This window comes from Maritimibacter sp. (genome assembly GCF_016774595.1).
GTDB classification, from domain to species: Bacteria; Pseudomonadota; Alphaproteobacteria; order Rhodobacterales; family Rhodobacteraceae; genus Maritimibacter; species Maritimibacter alkaliphilus.
Window position 1 is genome coordinate 1,724,123 of record NZ_JACBWT010000002.1, and the last position, 19,366, is coordinate 1,743,488.

Consider the following 19,366-nt stretch of genomic DNA (forward strand, 5'->3'; position numbering starts at 1 on the left):
CAATTATTGGCCTATCCGCGATTTCGAAGGGGTAGGCAAATCGTCACGCAATCGTCATATAGCGCCTCGGTTGATCCCGAACGCTTCGCAACGCGAGGGCAACCTGCCGTCACTCACGGTAATAGGCTGGCCGTCGCCGAACGCCCTCTGGCGGCGGCCGGTCTATGCGTGGGATTTGTGGAACTGATTGGCCTGCTTGTCGGTCCAGCGCACGGTGATTTCCCATCCGTCCTCGGTCTGCACCTCGTCAAGCACCACGCCCGTCTCATGAAGCGAGGCCCGCTTGCGCCCCTCGGAAAACGGGATCAGCAGATCTTCCTCACGGGTCTCGACACTGAGCGCCGCGTCGATGGCGGGATAAAGCGCATCGACCCCCTCGCCGGTCCAGGCCGACATCGCCACCACCTCGTCCGTGCGGTCGGCCTGTGTGAGATAGGCGGCGCGGGTCTGGTCGTCGAGCTTGTCGATCTTGTTCCATACCTCGATCAGCGGCACGTCCTCGTCCACGCCCAGATCTTCGAGAATCGCGAGCACGTCCTCAGCCTGTTCCTGCGTTTCGTCATGGGCGATGTCGCGCACGTGCAGGATCAGGTCCGCGCCCAGCACCTCTTCCAGCGTCGCGCGGAAGGCGGCGACGAGTTGCGTGGGCAGGTCCGAAATGAAGCCCACCGTGTCCGACAGGATCACCGTGCGCCCGCCGGGCAGATCGACGCCGCGCATGGTCGGGTCGAGGGTCGCGAAGAGCATGTCCTTGGCCATGACCTCGGCCCCGGTCATGCGGTTGAACAGCGTCGATTTGCCCGCGTTGGTATAGCCGACCAGCGCGACCACCGGGAACGGCACCTTGGCACGGGCGGCGCGGTGCAGCTCGCGCGTTTTCACGACCTTCGCCAATTGCTTGCGCAGCCGGGTCAGCTGTTCGTCGATCGCGCGCCGGTCGGCCTCGATCTGCGTTTCGCCGGGACCGCCGACGAAGCCGAGCCCGCCGCGCTGACGTTCGAGGTGGGTCCACGCCCTGACCAGCCGCGTGCGCTGATAGGACAGCGCGGCCATTTCCACCTGAAGCACGCCCTCGCGGGTCGCGGCGCGGTCCGAGAAAATCTCGAGAATCAGCCCGGTCCGGTCGAGGATCTTGACCTTCCACTCGCGTTCGAGGTTGCGCTGCTGCACCGGCGACACCGGCCCGTCGATTAGGACCAGCTCGATTTCGTTGGCCTTGAGCTGCGTGGCCAGTTCTTCGGTCTTGCCGGTGCCGAACAGGTGACCGGGGTGCGGCTTGGGCAGGCGCACGATCTGGCTGCCCACGACCTCGAGCCCCGGCAGGGCCAGCGCAAGGGACACGGCTTCTTCAAGCGCGGGCCCTGCGTCCCGCCGCTCCTGATCCGAGGTCAATTCAGGATGAATGACCCAGGCGCGCGTCGCGCCCGGCTCGCCCGTCGGTTCCAAAATCAGTTATCGTCGCCGTCGTAGAGGTTGATCGGCTGCGACGGCATGATGGTGGAAATGGCGTGCTTGTAGACAAGCTGGCTCTGCCCGTCCCGCTTCAGGAGCACGCAGAAGTTGTCGAACCACGAGATGACGCCCTGCAACTTGACCCCGTTGATGAGGAAGATCGTCACCGGCACCTTGGCCTTGCGGACGTGATTCAGGAATGCGTCCTGAAGGTTTTGCTTGTCAGCAGCCATCGCTTATTGCCCTTGTTTTATCGTGCTGCCGCAAGACGGCAGGTATCCCTAACTCTTTCAATAGTAATGAAGGCGTTAGGAATTTAAACCCCCCAAAAATAATCGCTCTGCCGAAATCTTTTGCACCCCGGTCCCCGGCTCACCGTCCGCGCCGTTGCCAGACATCCGGCGACAGGAGTGCCACGATGGCGAGGAGTTCGAGACGGCCCAGCACCATCGCCGCCGACAACACCAGCTTGCCGGAGGTCGACAGAAGCCCGTAGCGGATCGGTTCCGAGGCGGCGAGTTCCGCCAGTTGCCCGGTGGTGGTCAGCGACGCGACCGTCAGTACGACGGATTGCTCGAAATTCTCGCCGGTGAAAGAAAACGCCATCATCACGACCGCGACCGAAAGCGTCATGAGCATGAAGAACACCCATGCCATATAGGCCCCGCCGCGGCGGATATGGCGCGCCTCGCTCCCCGATCCCGCGACCGAGTTCGGATGCACCAGTTTGTCGAGCTCGCGCCGCCCATGCTGGTAGAGCGCCCAGACGCGCAGAAGTTTGGCCCCGCCCGCCGTGGTCGCTACGCCGCCGCCGACAAGGGCCAGCCCCATGAGGATCAGGCCGGGCGTCGACAGGCCAGACCAGGCCTGGCTCGTGTTCCATGCGTTCGAGACGAAGCCGTTCGTGGTCAGGAACGACAGCACGGTGAAAACGGACCCCCAGAGCGACGCGAGACCGGACCACAGCGTCATCTCGCTCGCCACCTCATAGGCGCCCATGAAGTGCCGGGCGAACAGGAACAGCGGCACGACGACGACGATGATGGTGGCGAGTCGCACTTCGGGGTCGTGGATGAACCGCGCCATTTCCGACCCCTGCCCGTCCCGCGAAAACGCCAGACGGGACACCGCGAAGATCATGAAGATCGCGATCATCACCTCGCCCCCATAGCCCGACGCGCCGTTCGCGACCCCGCCCACCGGCGAAATCCCCGAGGTCGACAGCGTCGACATGGCATGACACAGCGCGATGAGCGGCGTCTCACCGGCGAGGATCAGGCCGAGCCACAGGGTCGCCGTCAGCCCGGTGTAGATCGGGAACAGCCGGATCGCATAGGTCCGCACACGGGCCGAGAGGTCGGCGACCTTTTCGATCTGCGTGATCTGCGCGCCCTGCGTCGCGATACGCCGCGCCCGCACCTCGAACCCGCCAAGCGCCATCGGCGCCAGCACGGCGATGGCGCTGACCCAGACGAACAGGCCGCCCAGCCAGCCCACGGTCGCCCGCCACAGGTGGATCGAGGGCGACAGCCGCCCCGGCTCGTGAAACAGCGTGGCCCCGGTCGAAGTCAGAGACGACACCATTTCGACATAGGCGTTCAGGAACGAGGTGTTGCGCACCGCCTGCTGGAACGGGATCGCCAGCAGCAGCGGCAGCACGGTGAAGATGAACAGAAGCCCGATCAGGTGACGGCGTGGCCGGTCCAAGCGGCTTTGCCCGGCCATGGCGATGGCGAGCATCAGCGCGAAAACCAGCGTCAGCATCGACCACAGAAAGAACGTCCCCGCCACGTGATCGTCTTCCATCACCAACGCATGGGCCGCCGGAAGCAGCATGGCCAGCGCGCACAGACCGATGACCGTGACCAGAAGCGGAAGCTTGGCGAGCGTCTCGAACATCGCGCGCGGCTAGAAGTAGTCGATCGAGACCTGAAGCAGGCGCTCGACCTCGGGCACGTCCCCGGCCATGGCGAAAATCACCACCACGTCGTCTTCGTCGATCCGGGTGGAGCCGGCGGGCTTCACATAACGGTCGCCCTTGAGCACCCCGCCGACCAGCACGCCCTCGGGAAAATCGATGTCGGCAATCCGGTTCCCGGCCATGGGACTGGTCGACAGAACCTGCGCTTCGATCACCTCGGCCTCGGCGTCGCCCACCGAATAGACGCCGCGCACCCGACCATGCCGGATATGGCGCAGGATCGAGGACACCGTGGTCTGACGCGGGTTGATATAGGCGTCGACGCCCAGAGGCTCCATCAACGGCACCAGAGACGGGTCGTTCACCAGACAGATCGACATCGGACAGCCCATGTTGCGCGCGCGCACGGCGGCCAGCATGTTCACCTTGTCGTCCGAGGTGACGGCCAGAACCGCGTCGGCCCGGCTGATCCCGGCCTCTTTCAACAGTTCTTTGTCCATCCCGTTTCCGTGCAGAACCACGGTCCGTTCCAGCGAATCCGCCGCCCGTTCGGCCACACCCCGGTCAAGCTCGATGATCTTGGCGCGCACCCGGTCGGTCCGGGTTTCCAGCGCCTCGGCCACGGCGCGGCCCACGTTGCCGCCGCCAAGGATCACGACGCGTTCCTGCCGCTTCACCTGCTTGCCGAAAATCTCGAGCGTGCGGTTCACGTCCTTGGTTTCGGAAAAGACATAGATCTGGTCGCCGGGGAACAACTGGTCATTGGCTTCGGGCGCGAACAGCGTGCCCTCGCGCCGCACCCCCACGACGATGGCGTTCAGGGTCGAGAACAGGTCGGTGAGCTGCCTGAGCGGGGTGTTCACCACCGGGCAGTCCTCTTCCAGCGCGATCCCCAGAAGGGTCGCCCGGTCGTTCAGGAACCGCTCGGTGTCGAAGGCGGTCGGGGCCTGCAACCGGCGCAGCGCGGCCTCGGCCACCTCGCGTTCCGGGCTGATGACCACGTCGATGGGCAGATGGTCCTGCCGGTAGAGGTCGCGGTAAATGGCGGTGAGATAGCTTTGCGCCCTGAGCCGCGCGATCTTGCGCGGCACGGCGAAAACCGAATGCGCCACCTGACAGGTGACCATGTTCACCTCGTCCGAATGGGTGGCCGCGATCACCATGTCGGCGTCACGCGCGCCTGCGCTGTCCAGAACGTCGGGATAAGAGGCGAAGCCGGTGATCCCCTGCACATCCAGCGTTTCGGTCGCGCGGGCGACGAGATCGGGGTTGTTGTCCACGACGGTCACGTCGTTGCGTTCCCCCGACAGGTGGCGCGCGATCTGCCAGCCGACCTGGCCCGCGCCGCAAATGATGACTTTCATTCGGACATCCTGCTTTGTCGTCGCTCAACCCTTGGCAGGAACCGGGCCAAGGGTCAATCAGGAGGCCTCGGCCTGATCCTCGCCATCCTCGCCCTCGGCCACATAAGCCACCCGCGCACCCGACTTGGTGCCGGTCACGATCCCGAGGCTCTTGAGCTTGCGGTGCAGCGCCGACCGTTCCATCCCGACGAAATTCGCGGTGCGGGAAATGTTGCCGCCGAAGCGGTTGATCTGGGTCATCAGATACTCACGCTCGAAGGCCTCGCGCGCCTCACGCAGCGGCAGGGTCGCAAGCGCGGTGGGCAGAATGATCCCGCCCCCCGGCGCGACGCCCATGTCGCCCCCTTCGCTGCCCGGCAGTTCGCCCGCGTCGATCGGGCCGGTGCCGTCGCCGAGTATCAGCACCCGTTCGACCACGTTCTTCAACTGGCGCACGTTCCCCGGCCACGGCATCGACTGAAGCACGGCCACGCTTTCATCCGTCAGATCGCGCAGCGGCAGACCCTGGGTGGCGTTGAACACCTTGATGAAATGTTCGGCCAGCACCGGGATATCCTCGCGCCGGTCGGCCAGCGGCGGGACATGGATCGGCACCACGTTCAGCCGATGATACAGTTCCTCGCGGAACCGCTTGGCTTCGATCTCGGCCTGAAGATTGCGGGTGGTGGACGAAATCACGCGCACGTCCACCTGAATCTTGTCCGACCCGCCGACACGGGTGAAGCTCTGCTCGACCAGCACGCGCAGGATCTTGGATTGCGTGCCGGGGGGCATGTCGGCCACCTCGTCGAAATAGATCACGCCACCGTTGGCCTGCTCCAGAAGCCCCTCTTCGATGCCCCGCTCAGGGCTTTCCCTGCCGAACAGAACCTCTTCCATATGGTCGGGCTCCACCGCGGCGGAGTTCACGATGACGAAGGGCGCGCCCGAGCGATCGGACCCCGCGTGAATCGTGCGCGCGGCCAGTTCCTTGCCCGATCCCGCAGGCCCGGTGAGCAGAACGCGCCCGTTCGAGCGCATGACCTTTTCCAGATTGGATTTCAGGGACTTGAACGCGGCAGACGCCCCGATCATGTCGACCGGCCCGGTTCCCTTGCGCTTCAGTTCCACGTTCTCGCGACGCAGGCGCGAGGTTTCCATCGCCCGCGCGATCACCACCATCAACTGGTCGATGTTGAAAGGCTTTTCGATGAAGTCGTAAGCGCCCTGCTTGATCGCCGCCACCGCGATCTCGATGTTGCCGTGGCCCGAGATGATGACGACCGGCACCTCGGGATAGTCGCGCTTGACGGCCTTGAGGATGTCGATCCCGTCCATCGCGCTGTCTTTCAGCCAGATGTCGAGGATCATCAGCGCGGGCGGCTGGCTGGTCACCGCCGCCATCGCCTCGTCCGACGTGCCCGCCTTGCGCGTCGTGTATCCTTCGTCCTCAAGGATATCCGAAATCAACTCACGGATATCGCGTTCATCATCGACGATCAGGATGTCGGTCATAGGTCCCTCAATTCGGTCATTCGGCAGCGCGGGAGGCCCCCGCGGCAGCCGGAAGTGGCAGCGTAATGACGGCCATCGCACCGATCTGACCCGAGCCGAAATCCGGTGCATCGGTCAGGGCGAGTGTGCCGCCGTGTTCTTCGATAATCTTCTTCACGATGGGCAGGCCAAGGCCGGTGCCCTTGTCGCGGGTCGTCACGTAGGGTTCGAACAGGCGGGCGCGGTCGACCGGAAGGCCGACACCGTTGTCGGCAATGGTGATCCGCGCGTCGATCTCGTCGGAAGTCAGCGCGATGCGGATTTCGGGGACATGCCCGTCTGGTGGGCCTTTTTCCTGAAGCGTCTCAATCGCTTCGCCCGCGTTCTTGATAAGGTTGGTCAGCGCCTGTCCGATCATCGTCTCGTCCAGTTCGGCGGGCAGTTCGCCGCGCGGAATGTCCACGTCGAAGGTGACGCCCTCCTGCCCGGCTTCCTGCAACACCACCGCCTCGCGCAACAGTTTCGCCAGATCGGTGGGCCGCTTTTCAGGCTCCGGCATCCGCGCGAATTTGGAGAACTCGTCGACGATCCGGCGCAGAATGTCGGTCTGGCGCACGATGGTCCCGGTCAGCTCTTCGAGTTTCTCGGCATCCTCGTCCTCCATCGTCCGTCCGAACTTGCGGTTGATGCGTTCGGCGGACAGCGCGATGGGCGTGAGCGGGTTCTTGATCTCATGCGCGATCCGGCGCGCCACGTCGCCCCAGGCCGCGACGCGCTGGGCGGAGACAAGGTCGGTCACGTCGTCGAAGGCGATCACGTAGCCTTCGAGCGCGCCCTCGTCGGAATAGCGCCGCGCGATGCGCACCAGCAGGCGTTCGGCCTTGCCCATGCGCGTCAGCCCCAGCTCCTCCTGAACCTGACTGCGCGCCTCGCTGCGCAGACGGTCGAAGAGCGGCCCGAATTCCGGCACCAGAAGCGACAGCGGCACATTCGATGGATCAGGCCCGGCGAGGTCGAGCAGTTTGGCCGCCGCGCGGTTGAGGAACGTCACCTTGCCCTCGGGGTCCAGCCCCACGACGCCCGCCGTGACGGACGAAAGCACGCTGTCGAACAGACGCCGCCGCGTTTCGATCTGGTCGGCGCTGGCGATCAGCGTGTCGCGCTGGCCCTTGAGTTGCCGGGTCATCGCATTGAACTGACGGCCCAGCGTGGCGATTTCGTCGTCGCCGTCCTCTTCGATCACCTGAACGTCGAGATCGCCTTCGCCCACCCGTTGTGCCGCCCCCGCAAGCCGCCCGACAGGCCGCGACAAGCGTTCCGCGAACCACATGCCCAGCCACGTCGCGGCAAGGATGAGGATCGCCGCGAAACCAAGGTAGATCAGGCCGAATTCGAACAGGACGCGGCCCCGCTGGTTCTCAAGCTGTTGATAGAAAAGGACGGTTTCCTGCGTTTCGTCCAGCAGGCTCAGAACTTCGCCATCCACGCTGCGCGAGACGTAAAGGTAATGATCGGGGAAGCTGTTCAATTGAACCAGCGCCCGGAATTCGTTGATGTCCCAATCTTCGATCACCACGACCTCGCCCTCGGACGCGCGCGCGATATCCTTGGCGTCGGGTTCTTCGTAGTCGAACAGATAGGATCGGTCGCCGCGCACGCGAATGTCGCCGCTGCTGTCGATCACGAAGGCTTCGCGCAGCCCGCGCTGGATCTGGTTCTGCGCCTGCTGCAACGCCTGTCGAAGCTGCGCGTCAGTCAGAAAGCGGTTCGCCTCTTTCGACAGGTTCAGATAGGCGGCGAGCGCATTGGCGTCCTGCACAAGCCCCTGACGGTGCTCCTCCTCATAAGCCTGCGCGGCCTCGAGGCTGTTGCCCACCACCCGACTCACCCGGTCGGAAAACCAGCCTTCCAGACCCACGTTCACGGTGAGAACGGCGAAGACCGCGACCAGCACCGTCGGAATCAGCGCGATGATCGCGAACACCCCGGTCAGCCGCAGGTGGAGCCGCGACCCCGCCGATTTCGCCCGGCGCGCCGCGATCATCCGGGTGACCCCGGACAGAACCAGCGCCGCGACCGCGAGGATGTAGATGAAATCGCCGAGCAGAACGAAGCGCAGCGTGTTGCTCGCCACGCCCTGATCGAGCGGCCCGAGAATCAGGTAGGTCGCGAGCGCGAGGATCGGACCCAGAACGACGATGCCGACGGTGATGACCGACTGCATCCGGCGCCAGCGCCTGAGCCGCGCCAGCCGTTCCAGTGTCCATTGTCGCTTTGCGCCGCGCGCCGCCATCACTCAACTGCTCCGAGGTCGGTCCGGGCCTGCTCGTAACGCGTCACGCCCGTCGCTCAGCCCGCCTGTGCCCGAAACGACACCACCGACGGCCCTGCTGTGGCAGTTTTACATCAACTTGCGCCGCCGTGTCACCTCGATTTCCAACTCGGTGATCTTCTTGCGCAGCGTATTGCGGTTGATGCCGAGGAGGTCGGCGCATTTCGCCTGATTGCCACCCGTGGCGTCCAGCGCGATCTCAATCAGCGGCACCTCGATTTCCTTGAGGATGCGTTGGTAAAGCCCCGGCGGCGGCAGCGTGCCCCCGTGCAGATCGAAGTAGCGTTTGAGGTGGCGCGCCACGCTTGTCGACAGCTTCTCGCCCTCGTCCGCGGCAGGCACCGGCCCGCCCGACGGCGCGCCCAGGGTGGCCTCGACCTCGGCCCGGCTGATCTCGGCCTCCGACCCCGTAACCATCAGGCGTTGAACGGTATTTTCAAGCTGGCGCACATTGCCCGGCCACGGATAGGCGCGCAGAACCTCGGTCGCGTCCTTGGACAGAGCGCGCGGTGTCATGCCGTCACGCTCGGCCCGCGCGAGGAAGTGTTCGGCAAGCGACGGAATATCCTCGAGCCGCTCGCGCAGCGCCGGAACCGGGATCGTGACACCGCCCAGACGGTAATACAGATCCTGCCGGAACCCGCCCTCCTTGATCCGCCCCGACAAATCGCCTTGCGAGGTGGCGATGATCCGCGGACTGGGGTCGGTGAGGCTGTCGAGCATCCGGGTGATCCGGGCCTGCGCATCCGAATCGAGATCGCCGATCTCATCGAACAGGATCGTGCCTTGGCCGGCCTTCGACAGCACCCGCGCCGGCCCGTCGATGGGCGTCAGGTCGTCGGGCGTCACCACCACGAACGGCAGGTTGCGCCGGTCGGAGAAGTCGTGGATCGCCCGCGCGATCAGGCTCTTGCCCGTTCCGCTTTCACCCGTGATGAGCACCGGAAGTTCCGTGTTCATCACACGCGCGACAAGCCGGTAAAGCGATTGCATCGCGGGCGTGCGGCCCACCAGCGGCAGGTCGTCGCCCCCCTCCTTCGCCTCGGCCCGTGGCGAGGGTGCGCGCCGTTTCTGCTCCAGCGCCCGCGAGGCGCGTTTCATCAGGTCAGGAAGGTCGAAGGGCTTGGGCAGGTAATCGAACGCCTCGGCCTCGGCCGCCTGAATGGCGGTCATGATCGTGTTCTGCGCCGAAATCACGATCACGGGCAGATCGGGCCGCATCTGCGCGATCTCCGGCAGCGCCTCAAGCCCGTTTCCGTCCGGCATCATCACGTCCGAAATCACCAGATCGCCGCGCCCCTCTTCGACCCAGCGTTTCAGCGTGACCAGCGACGAGGTGGCGTGCACCCGGCAGCCCGCCCGCGTCAGGGCCTGCGTCAAAACCGTGCGGATCGTGCGGTCGTCGTCCGCAACCAGTACCGTCCCGTCCATCGTGGATTACTCCTTGTCCTTGGGTGCGACGGGTAGCGAAATCCGAAACACCGTCTTGCCGGGGACCGAATCGACGGACACCCATCCGTCGTGGTCCGAAATGATTTTCGAGACGAGCGCGAGGCCCAGTCCGGTGCCGTTTTCGCGCCCCGACACGAAGGGCTCGAAGATCTGATCGACGATCTCGGGCGGAATTCCCGGCCCGTTGTCGATGATCTCGACCTGAAGCGGCAGGCGGTTGCCGGTGCCGTCGGTCCGCCTGAGCCGCAACGAGTGGTCATAGAACGTGCGGATCTTGATCGTTCCGCCTTCGTCGCCCGCGACTTGCGCGGCGTTCTTCAACAGGTTCAGGAACACCTGCATCAACTGGTCCGGGTCCACATAGGTCGGCGGCAGCGACGGGTCGTAATCTTCATGGATCGACATTTTCGCCGCGAACCCGACCTCGGCCGACTTCTGCGCCCGGTCCAGAAGGTCGTGCACGTTCACCTCGCGCTTTTCCGGCGGACGCAGGTTCCCGAACTGTTCGACCTGCTCCAGAAGCGCCACGATGCGGCGGCTTTCGGCCACGATCAGATCGGTAAGCTCAAGATCGTCCGCCGACAGGTTCATCGACAGAAGCTGCGCCGCCCCGGTGATCCCGGCGAGCGGGTTCTTGATCTCATGCGCCAGCATCTCGGCCATGCCGATGGCGGATCGGGCGGCCGATTTCACCCCGTGCGCCTTGCCCATCCGGTCGGCAAGTTTGCGCGGCTCCATCAGCATCAGAAGCTGGTCTTTCGTGTGCATCATCGGCGCGATCTGGATGTTGCATTCGACCGGCGCTGTGGTGCCGGTGCCCACATCCACCGAATTGATGAACATCGCCCCCTGATCGCGCCTGACCCGTGCGAAGGCGCCTTCCATGTTGGTCGCGATGGCAAGCTGATCCAGCACGGCCTTGCCCGCGAGGCTTTTGGACGAGCTGTTCAGAAACGCCTCCGCCGCCGAATTCGCATCCACGATCTCGTCGTTTCCGTCGATGATGAGCCCCGGTACCGGGAGCGAGTTCCAAAGGATTTCGTCGTCGGTCATGCAGCTTCCTTCGCGGCGTTCAGGGCTGTCGGGATCAGGTCGAATACGCGCGCGGGCTCCGGCTCGGACAACACGCGACGGCGCAGATCGGGCGGTGTTCCCGCCTCGTCCATGTACCAGCCAAGATGCTTGCGGATGACCCGTTTGCCAAGCGCGTCGCCATAGAACCTGAGCGAGGATTCGTAGTGGCCCTGTACCATGTCGTTAAGTGCCGCACCCTCGGGCACGTCCGGTGCGGGCGCGTCGAAAAGCTCGGCGGCGATCTCGGCGATCAGCCAGGGCCGCCCGCCCGTCCCGCGCCCGACCATCACGCCATCGGCGCCCGAAGCATTCAGGGCGGATCGCGCGTCCGGCGTGGAACAGATGTCGCCGTTCGCGATCACCGGGATGTCCACCGCGTCCTTCACCGCCCGGATCGCGCCCCAGTCGGCCCGCCCCTTGTAGAACTGGCAGCGGGTGCGGCCGTGAATGGTAATCATCCGAATCCCCGCCGCCTCGGCCTGCGCGGCGAGCGTCGGCGCGTTCATCAGATCGTCGTCCCAGCCGAGCCGGGTCTTGAGCGTCACTGGCACCTCGACCGCCTCGACCACCGCCTCGATCAGACGGAGCGCCAGCGGCAGGTCGCGCAGAAGCGCCGACCCCGACAGGCCGCCGACCACCTTTTTCGCCGGGCATCCCATGTTGATGTCGATCATCCGTGCCCCGTTCGCTTCCACCATCCGCGCCGCCTCGCCGATCCAATAGGGATCGCGACCGGCAAGCTGGACGGCCGTATTGGCGACCTCGATGCCCAGTTCGGCCCGTTCGCGCGTGCCCGGCTTGGCCTGAACCATCTCCTGGCTCGCCACCATCTCGGACACCACAAGGCCCGCACCGAAGGACGACACGAGGTCGCGAAACGGCAAATCCGTGATCCCGGCCATCGGGGCCAGAAAGACGGGTGGGTCTAGGGTCAGCTTTTCGGACAGGCAGATCGCCACTGCTTAATCCTTGTGCGTTTGCACTCGATATAGGACGACAAGCAAAAGAGCGCAAATTAGTGGCGTTCAGCTTGGGAATTATTCCGCATATGCCTGATATTTGTGCAAATTGCCCTGCGGGAACCTGTGCCATTGTCCTCCAATCGGGCAAAGCGTAAACGAACACCATGGAAATCGCCGCAATCATCGTCGCCGCCGGACGCGGAACGCGCGCGGGCGGGGACGTGCCGAAACAGTGGCGCAGCCTCGCCGGGCGGCGCGTGGCGGACTGGACGGTCGATGCCTTTCGGACTCACCCCCGCATCGGGCGGATCGTCATGGTGCTGCACCCGGACGACATGGGTCAGGCGGCGGGCTTTACCGACGTTCTCGTCGCGACGGGCGGGGCCTCCCGCCACGCCAGCGTCGCGGCGGGGCTCGAGGCGCTGGCGGGCGATCCTCCGGACGGCGTGCTCATTCACGACGTGGCCCGCCCCCTTGCGACCCACGCCCTTATCGACCGGGTGATCGACGCGCTGGAAACGACGGGCGGGGCCGCGCCCGCGCTTGCCGTGACGGATGCGCTCTGGACCGGCGAGGACTGCTACGTCACCGGCACCCGCGACCGGACCGGGCTTTTTCGTGCCCAGACCCCGCAGGGCTTTCGCTTCGCCGCCTACCTCGACGCCCATCGCGCCCATGACGGCGACGCGATGGATGACGTCGCGGTGGCCCGGTCTGCCGGACTTGACGTGACCATCGTGGCGGGCGACGAGTCCAACCTGAAAATCACCGGCCCGGACGATTTCGCCCGCGCCGAACAGCTTTTGGGAGGTCGCGTGGACATACGCACCGGAACCGGTTTCGACGTGCATGCCTTCGAAGACGGCGATGCCGTCACGCTCTGCGGCGTCACGGTCCCGCATGACCGGGCGCTCAAGGGCCATTCCGACGCGGATGTGGGGATGCACGCCCTGACCGACGCGATCTACGGCGCCTTGGCCGAGGGCGACATCGGCCAGCACTTCCCGCCCTCCGATCCTCAGTGGAAGGGCGCCGCCAGCGACATTTTCCTGCGCCATGCGGTCGAATTGGCCGGCGCGAAAGGCTTCGCGATCTCGAACTGCGACGTGACGCTCATCTGCGAGCGCCCCAAGATCGGCCCGCACGCAGGCGCCATGCGCGCCGAACTGGCCCGGATCATGGGGCTGGACGTGGACCGGGTGAGCGTCAAGGCGACCACCTCGGAACGTCTGGGCTTCACGGGCCGGGAAGAGGGAATCGCGGCGCAGGCCGTCGCGACGCTGGTGCGCCCATGAGCCGCGTGATCGCCACCTTTCTGTTCACCGGCTACCTCAAGCCCGCTTCCGGCACCTGGGGATCGCTCTTCGCCCTGCCCCTGATCTGGGCGCTGCACCAACTGGGTGGCCCGCTCGCCATCGCCGTCGGCGCTGTCGTCCTGTTCGCCGCCGGCCTCTGGGCCACGCAGCAGATGACCGCCGAGCTCGGCATCGAAGACCCGTCCGAGATCGTCATCGACGAAGTGGTCGGTCAGGCGCTCGCTATCCTGCCCGTGTCCATCGGCGCGATGGGGGTCGGGGTCGACGTGCTGAAACTCTGGCCCGGCTGGGTCGCGGGCTTCCTGCTGTTCCGGCTGTTCGACATCTGGAAACCGTGGCTCGTCGGCTGGGCCGACCGGCGCGGCGACCCGCTCGGTGTCATGCTCGACGACGTGATCGCAGGCGTGTTCGCCGGGATCGGTGTCCTGATCCTCGCCGTGCTGTCGCATCTCATCATTCTGGTCTGACGATGGAGCCTGCCGAGCTTCTCGCCCTGTGCCGGTCAAAAGGCGTCACCATCGCCACCGCCGAAAGCTGCACCGGCGGCATGGTCGGCGCCGCGCTGACCGACATCGCCGGATCGTCGGACGTGTTCGAGCGCGGCTTCATAACCTATTCCAACGCCGCCAAGATCGAGATGCTGGGCATCCGCCCGGAGACGCTCGACGCGCACGGCGCGGTTTCGGAAGAGATCGCGCGCGAAATGGCCGAGGGGGCTTTGGCGCGATCCAACGCTAGCCTCGCCGTGTCGATCACGGGTATCGCGGGGCCCGGCGGATCCGAGCACAAGCCCGAAGGCCGGGTCTGTTTCGCCATCGCCGGACATGGGCCGACCGGGGCCGAAACGGTCGAATTCGGCGCCCTCGGGCGCGGTGCGGTGCGCGACGCGGCCATGCGCCACGCGCTCGCGCTTCTCGCCGCGCGCGCCACCGCCGCCTGAGATTCACTTCCGCCTATTTTGGCGTCATCTTTTCGACTCCTGCGCGTATTTCATGCGCATTGCGAGAACTGCGTGCAAATTAATCAGGCCGCACAGGAATGAGGCTTGCCCTTACCTTCCGCGCCCGCAACACCCCGCCCACCAATTCAAGAGGAGGGGACAATGAACGGGGCAGATACCGCCTGGATCATCGTAGCGACCGCGCTGGTGCTTTTCATGACGCTGCCGGGGCTGGCGCTATTTTACGGGGGGCTGGTACGGGCAAGGAACGTGCTCTCGGTCTTCATGCATGTCTATGCCATCGCCGCGCTGATGAGCGTGCTGTGGCTGGTGGCGGGCTATTCCATCGCCTTCGGGGACGGCAACACGATCTGGGGCGGGCTCGGCAAAGCCTTTCTCTCCGGCATCGACGCCGACACCCTGTCGGGCACGATCCCCGAAGTGCTGTTCTTCGCCTTTCAGATGACCTTCGCGATCATCACCCCCGCGCTGATCGTCGGCGCCTATGTGGAGCGGATCGGCTTCGGCTTCGTCCTCGCCTTTTCCGGTCTCTGGATGCTTCTGTGCTACGCGCCCGTCGCGCATTGGATCTGGGGCGGCGGGTTCCTGTCGGACGGCGGGATCTTCGGTGACACCGGCGTGCGCGATTTCGCGGGCGGCATCGTGGTGCACGAAACCGCCGGCCTCGCCGCGATCATGATCTCGGTCTTTCTCGGCCCGCGTCGCGACCAGAAGAAGCCGCCGCATTCGCCCGGCTTCGTGATGATCGGCGCCTCGATGCTCTGGGTCGGCTGGTTCGGCTTCAACGGCGGGTCGCAACTGGCCGCCGACGGGGGCGCCGCGATGGCGCTGACGGCCACGCATCTGTCGGCCGCCGCCGCCTCGCTCACCTGGGCGCTGTGGGAGAAGATCAAGTTCGGCCGCGCCTCGCTCGTCGGGATCGTGACGGGGACCATCGCGGGCCTCGCCTCGGTTACGCCCGCCTCGGGCTTCATCGGCCCGGTCGAGGCGCTCATCATCGGCGGTGTCGCGGGCATCCTGTGTCAGGAGGCCGTGAACCTGATCCGCAACACGCTCAAGATCGACGACACGCTCGACGTGTTCGCGGTGCATGGCGTCGGCGGTATCTTCGGCACGATCATGATCGCGGTCTTCGGCGCCGGAACCTGGGCCGCGCAGCTCGGCTCGCTCGCCATCGTGGGCGTGTTCACCATCGTCGTGACCTTCGTGCTGATTAAGCTGGTGGCCGTCGTCACCCATCTGCGCGTGGACGAAGAGACCGAGACCAACGGGCTCGACATCACGGTGCATGGAGAGCGGGCCTACGACACCGTGTCGTAGTCACATCAGGGCACAAAAATGCGAACGCCGCCGGCATTGAGCTGGCGGCGTTTTGCGTTTTGGAAGGTGGCTCGGAGGGATGGGCCAGATTGTGGAAATTAACCTTTGAGGGGGTGAGTGGAGCGCAAGTCTCTGAAAGTACGAGACAATATTTGCACTAGGATACTAGAATCCTAGTATTCTGGTATCCTGGACGCACGAACACCCCGGCCCTCGCCCACGCGACCCTTATCCTCCGCTTTCCGCTTTCAACTGCCAGCGCCCGGTTTCCTGCGACCAGTATTTCGCGACCACCTTGGCCCCGGTCATCGTCCGCCATTGCTCGCGCGCGCGTTCGACCGCCCCATCGTCGTTTCCGTCGAACAGGATCATGACGCGCGCCGCCTCGCCCACCTCGTCCGGCGCGACCTCGGCCCCGTCCATCGAGACGACACAGTCCGCCGTCGCCGTGCCGGTCGTCAGCAGGATCGGCTGATCGTCGTCATGCGGACCACCGGAAATGCCGTGCGGCAGAAACCCGTCGCCCATCCACAACTTTTCGTCGAGCCACCTGAGACGCGCTCCGTTGCGCCCGCGCACCACCACCCGCCAGCCCTGCTCGCGCGCGCGGCCAAGCAGGACCGGAAGCGTGTCTTCCAGCGGGGTCCGGGTCATGTGGTAGAAATAGGCCTCGCCCACCTCAGCCCTCGTAATTGTCTGCGATCAGACGGTTCAGCGCGCGCACGCCCCACCCCGTCGCCCCTTTCGGCGCCAGAGCCGTGGGCGACTTCACATCCGCGACGCCCGCGATGTCGAGGTGAATCCACGGCACACCGTCCTTCACGAAGCGTTGCAGGAACTGCGCCGCCGTCGTCGCGCCGGCCGGGCGGCCACCGACGTGTTTGAAATCGGCCTTGGCGCTTTCCAGCGCCTTGTCATAGGCGGGCGACAGCGGCAGACGCCATGCGCCTTCCTCTTCCGTCTCGGCCGCCTTCAGGAAATCCCGGCAGAAGTCGTCGTCGTTGGAAAACACACCCGCGTTTTCATGGCCGAGCGCGATCACGCAGGCCCCGGTAAGCGTGGCGAGGTCCACCATCGCCACGGGGCTGAACCGTTCCTGCGCGTACCAGAGCACGTCGCACAGCACCATCCGCCCTTCGGCGTCGGTGTTGATGACCTCGACCGTGTCGCCCTTCATGGTCGTGACGATATCGCCCGGACGCTGCGCCTTGCCGTCCGGCATATTCTCGACCAGACCGATAAGGCCGACGACATTCGCCGCCGCCTTGCGACCTGCGAGCGCCTTCATCACGCCGGTCACGGTGCCCGCGCCGCCCATGTCCATCGTCATGTCTTCCATGCCGCCGGCGGGCTTGATCGAGATGCCCCCGGAATCGAAGCAGACGCCTTTGCCGATCAGGGCCACCGGCGCGTCGCCGTCCTTGCCGCCCTTCCATTGCATCACGACGACCTTCGACGGGCTTTCTGACCCCTGCCCGACGGCCAGAAGCGCGCGCATTCCGAGCTTCTCGAGATCGGCCTCTTCCAGAACCTCGACTTCGACACCCAGCTCCTTCAGACCCTCGGCCCGTTTGGCGAATTCGGTCGTGGTCAGCACGTTGGAGGGCTCATTCACCAGATCACGGGTCAGGAAGACGCCATCGGCCAATGCCTTGATCCCGGCCACGGTCGGCGTCCACTGGTCGGGCTGTGTGGTCAGAAGGGTCAGCGCGCTGTCCTTGACCTCGCCCGCCTCGCCGGTCTTGTGCGCGACGAAGGCATAGGCCCGCAGCATCGCGCCAAGCGCCAATTGATCGAGGTTGCGGTGCGACCCTGCGATCACCGTGACGGCCTTGCCGTTCAGTTTGGCCCCGATCGTGGCCCCGACCTTGCGCGCGAGCTCGGGCGTCAGGCGCTTTTCGATCTTCACCACGTCGACCGCCTCGGCGGCCATCCCCACGGGCCAGGCCAACGACATCGCCTCGCCCGCCTTCAGCTTGCCGAACCCGTCCGATCCCAAAAGCCGCTCCAGCGCGCCCTTGGTCAGGCGGTTCACCCGGCGCGCGCCCTTGTCCATGCTCCCCTCGTCCGGGGCGAGCACGACGACACGGCCCTCGGCGGCGGCGAGCGTTTCGATGTCGAGCGGTTGAAATGCGGGGGTGATGACGTCGGTCATGGGGTCTCCTGTCGGGGTGTAGGGGTGCGGGCCTTGGCCGCGCGTTCTGTCCACGTAAGCACCAAGCCGGGGGCGGTGCAACCAGTCCGCCACGTCCGCCTGACGGGGAATCGCCCGCGCCAGATATGGTGGAGGATCGCGCCCGGACCACCGCATCTCGCCGCATGAAGGCGGCAATTCGCAGCCAAAACGCGGGTTCGGGGCGAGATTTGCACTCGCACCGCGCGGCAAGTCCGACTATTGTGGCGCGTGAACCGGGGGGTGAGACAACACCCCCGGCCCGTGACGAAGACACGACAAGGTTGGGCGGTATGAAGACATTCACGGCATCGACGCGGCGAAACGGCTGGGCGGGACGCATTCTCACGCTCTGTGCCTCGGCGGCCCTCGGCATGATGATGGCCGGATCGCCCGCGACGGCACAGGGTCAGTTCGTCCCGGTCGCCAAGGTCAACGATTCCGCCGTGACGGTCTATGAGCGCAATCAGCGTATGGCCTTTCTGCGGATCCTGAACGCGCCGGGCGACATCACGCAGCTCGCGCTCGACCAGCTCATCAACGAACGCATCCAACTGGCCGAGGCCGAACGCATGGGGATCACCGCCGATCCCGAGGCCGTCCAGAACGGCATGGCCGAGTTCGCCGCGCGCGGCAATCTCGACGTCGAACAGTTCGGGGCTTTCCTCGCGCAGGCCGGTATCGCGTTCGAGACGTTCCGCGATTTCGTCACCGCCGGGATCGTCTGGCGCGAAGTGGCGCGCGCCAAGTTCCTGCCGCAGGTCTCGATCACCGAGAGCGAGATCGACCGCGCCTATGCCGAGGCCGAGCCGCAGCCGGGCGAAAAGTTCCTGCTGACGGAAATCGTGCTGCCTGCTTCCTCTGATCTCAGCCTCAAGGCCTCGCGGGCACGCGCCGATCGGCTGTCCAAGATCACCACCGCCGAAGAATTCGCCGATGCCGCCAAACGCTTTTCGGTCGTCCCTTCGCGCCTGAACGCGGGCGAACGCGACTGGGTCGATGTGCAGGCCTTGCCGCCACAGGCACAAAGCGCGGTCCGTGCGACCCGCGAAGGGCGCGCAAGCCGCCCGGTCATCATCCCGGACGTCGGCGTCGCCGTCTATTTCGTGCGCGACCGCGAAACCATCCGCTCGACCAAGGTCGGCGAGCTTCTGGAATATGCCGCCTTCTTCGTGCCCGGCGGTCAGGAAGAGGCGAACCGCATCCGCGCCGAGGTGCAGATCTGCGACGACCTTTACCCGATCGCGCGCGGCCTGCCCGCCGATCAACTCGTGCGTGAAGAGCTCCCCACCGGCGCCGTGCCTGCCCGCTACCGCGCGGAACTGGCCAACCTCGACCCCGGCGAGGTGTCGACGCGCCTGACGGCTGGCAATGGAACGCTGGTGTTCCTGATGCTGTGCAACCGTCGCAACGACGTGCCCGACAGCGTGAGCCGCGCCCAGATCGCCGATGCCCTGCGCAACCAGCGGATCGGGGCCTATGCCAACGACCTGCTCGCCGACCTGCGCGCCAATGCGCATATCGAATATCTGCGCTGATCGCGGCCACGCCCGCCCCGCATTGCCG

Annotated in this window: 16 protein-coding genes; 5 read left to right on the top strand and 11 right to left on the bottom strand. The window is 65.5% G+C overall.

Annotation, left to right across the window (positions count from 1 at the left end; translation table 11 throughout):
* Positions 1-162: 162 nt before the first annotated feature.
* The 9 genes from hflX to dusB all read right to left on the bottom strand — a co-directional run bounded on the left by hflX (position 163) and on the right by dusB (position 12,027).
* Positions 163-1,446: a GTPase HflX gene (gene hflX / locus HOY44_RS19640; protein ID WP_287437109.1), complete on the bottom strand. Its 1,284-nt coding sequence runs from the start codon at positions 1,444-1,446 to the stop codon at positions 163-165.
* A 2-nt stretch (positions 1,447-1,448) separates the two neighbouring features.
* Positions 1,449-1,685 carry an RNA chaperone Hfq gene (hfq, locus tag HOY44_RS19645; RefSeq protein WP_008328667.1) on the bottom strand — a complete coding sequence of 79 codons (237 nt, stop codon included), beginning with the start codon at positions 1,683-1,685 and terminating at the stop codon, positions 1,449-1,451.
* 139 nt (positions 1,686-1,824) lie between these two features.
* A complete protein-coding gene (locus HOY44_RS19650; protein ID WP_287437112.1) occupies positions 1,825-3,351 on the bottom strand; it encodes a TrkH family potassium uptake protein in 1,527 nt (508 codons plus the stop codon).
* A 9-nt stretch (positions 3,352-3,360) separates the two neighbouring features.
* A complete protein-coding gene (gene trkA / locus HOY44_RS19655) occupies positions 3,361-4,737 on the bottom strand; it encodes a Trk system potassium transporter TrkA (RefSeq protein ID WP_008328664.1) in 1,377 nt (458 codons plus the stop codon).
* A 57-nt stretch (positions 4,738-4,794) separates the two neighbouring features.
* A complete protein-coding gene (gene ntrX / locus HOY44_RS19660; RefSeq protein ID WP_008328662.1) occupies positions 4,795-6,231 on the bottom strand; it encodes a nitrogen assimilation response regulator NtrX in 1,437 nt (478 codons plus the stop codon).
* Positions 6,232-6,247: 16 nt separating this feature from the next.
* Positions 6,248-8,503, bottom strand: a complete 2,256-nt coding sequence (locus tag HOY44_RS19665) for a sensor histidine kinase NtrY-like (protein WP_502710705.1) — start codon at positions 8,501-8,503, stop codon at positions 6,248-6,250.
* A gap of 108 nt (positions 8,504-8,611) precedes the next feature.
* The gene (locus HOY44_RS19670; RefSeq protein WP_008328659.1) at positions 8,612-9,973 is read right to left on the bottom strand and encodes a response regulator; all 1,362 of its coding nucleotides are present in this window, start codon (positions 9,971-9,973) and stop codon (positions 8,612-8,614) included.
* Positions 9,974-9,979: 6 nt separating this feature from the next.
* Positions 9,980-11,047, bottom strand: coding sequence for a two-component system sensor histidine kinase NtrB (locus tag HOY44_RS19675; protein ID WP_008328657.1), 1,068 nt, complete (start codon positions 11,045-11,047; stop codon positions 9,980-9,982).
* On the bottom strand, positions 11,044-12,027 hold the full coding sequence (gene dusB, locus HOY44_RS19680; RefSeq protein WP_287437116.1) for a tRNA dihydrouridine synthase DusB: 984 nt from the start codon (positions 12,025-12,027) through the stop codon (positions 11,044-11,046). Before dusB ends, HOY44_RS19675 begins: the two co-directional genes overlap by 4 nt.
* A gap of 167 nt (positions 12,028-12,194) precedes the next feature.
* On the opposite strand from dusB, the gene HOY44_RS19685 reads away from it, so the two are divergent.
* From HOY44_RS19685 to HOY44_RS19700, 4 genes are all read left to right on the top strand, one after another.
* Positions 12,195-13,325, top strand: a complete 1,131-nt coding sequence (locus HOY44_RS19685) for a bifunctional 2-C-methyl-D-erythritol 4-phosphate cytidylyltransferase/2-C-methyl-D-erythritol 2,4-cyclodiphosphate synthase (protein ID WP_287437118.1) — start codon at positions 12,195-12,197, stop codon at positions 13,323-13,325.
* On the top strand, positions 13,322-13,813 hold the full coding sequence (locus HOY44_RS19690; RefSeq protein ID WP_287437120.1) for a phosphatidylglycerophosphatase A family protein: 492 nt from the start codon (positions 13,322-13,324) through the stop codon (positions 13,811-13,813). Before HOY44_RS19685 ends, HOY44_RS19690 begins: the two co-directional genes overlap by 4 nt.
* Positions 13,814-13,815: 2 nt before the next feature.
* Positions 13,816-14,286, top strand: coding sequence for a CinA family protein (locus HOY44_RS19695; RefSeq protein ID WP_287437122.1), 471 nt, complete (start codon positions 13,816-13,818; stop codon positions 14,284-14,286).
* A 162-nt stretch (positions 14,287-14,448) separates the two neighbouring features.
* Positions 14,449-15,627 carry an ammonium transporter gene (locus HOY44_RS19700; protein ID WP_287437124.1) on the top strand — a complete coding sequence of 393 codons (1,179 nt, stop codon included), beginning with the start codon at positions 14,449-14,451 and terminating at the stop codon, positions 15,625-15,627.
* A 228-nt stretch (positions 15,628-15,855) separates the two neighbouring features.
* Here HOY44_RS19700 and HOY44_RS19705 read toward each other — a convergent pair whose 3' ends face one another.
* Positions 15,856-16,305: a DNA polymerase III subunit chi gene (locus HOY44_RS19705; RefSeq protein WP_287437126.1), complete on the bottom strand. Its 450-nt coding sequence runs from the start codon at positions 16,303-16,305 to the stop codon at positions 15,856-15,858.
* Between the two features lies 1 nt (position 16,306).
* Entirely contained in the window at positions 16,307-17,782 is a 1,476-nt protein-coding gene (locus tag HOY44_RS19710) for a leucyl aminopeptidase (protein ID WP_287437128.1), read from the bottom strand.
* A 311-nt stretch (positions 17,783-18,093) separates the two neighbouring features.
* On the opposite strand from HOY44_RS19710, the gene HOY44_RS19715 reads away from it, so the two are divergent.
* A complete protein-coding gene (locus HOY44_RS19715; RefSeq protein WP_008328641.1) occupies positions 18,094-19,338 on the top strand; it encodes a peptidylprolyl isomerase in 1,245 nt (414 codons plus the stop codon).
* Positions 19,339-19,366: the final 28 nt, after the last annotated feature.

Coding starts and splice junctions, on each gene's coding strand:
- hfq (WP_008328667.1), bottom strand. CDS start 1,685: ATGGCTGCTGACAAGCAAAACCTTCAGGACGCATTCCTGAATCACGTC.
- HOY44_RS19650 (WP_287437112.1), bottom strand. CDS start 3,351: ATGTTCGAGACGCTCGCCAAGCTTCCGCTTCTGGTCACGGTCATCGGT.
- trkA (WP_008328664.1), bottom strand. CDS start 4,737: ATGAAAGTCATCATTTGCGGCGCGGGCCAGGTCGGCTGGCAGATCGCG.
- ntrX (WP_008328662.1), bottom strand. CDS start 6,231: ATGACCGACATCCTGATCGTCGATGATGAACGCGATATCCGTGAGTTG.
- HOY44_RS19665 (WP_502710705.1), bottom strand. CDS start 8,503: ATGGCGGCGCGCGGCGCAAAGCGACAATGGACACTGGAACGGCTGGCG.
- HOY44_RS19670 (WP_008328659.1), bottom strand. CDS start 9,973: ATGGACGGGACGGTACTGGTTGCGGACGACGACCGCACGATCCGCACG.
- HOY44_RS19675 (WP_008328657.1), bottom strand. CDS start 11,047: ATGACCGACGACGAAATCCTTTGGAACTCGCTCCCGGTACCGGGGCTC.
- HOY44_RS19685 (WP_287437118.1), top strand. CDS start 12,195: ATGGAAATCGCCGCAATCATCGTCGCCGCCGGACGCGGAACGCGCGCG.
- HOY44_RS19690 (WP_287437120.1), top strand. CDS start 13,322: ATGAGCCGCGTGATCGCCACCTTTCTGTTCACCGGCTACCTCAAGCCC.
- HOY44_RS19695 (WP_287437122.1), top strand. CDS start 13,816: ATGGAGCCTGCCGAGCTTCTCGCCCTGTGCCGGTCAAAAGGCGTCACC.
- HOY44_RS19700 (WP_287437124.1), top strand. CDS start 14,449: ATGAACGGGGCAGATACCGCCTGGATCATCGTAGCGACCGCGCTGGTG.
- HOY44_RS19710 (WP_287437128.1), bottom strand. CDS start 17,782: ATGACCGACGTCATCACCCCCGCATTTCAACCGCTCGACATCGAAACG.
- HOY44_RS19715 (WP_008328641.1), top strand. CDS start 18,094: ATGAAGACATTCACGGCATCGACGCGGCGAAACGGCTGGGCGGGACGC.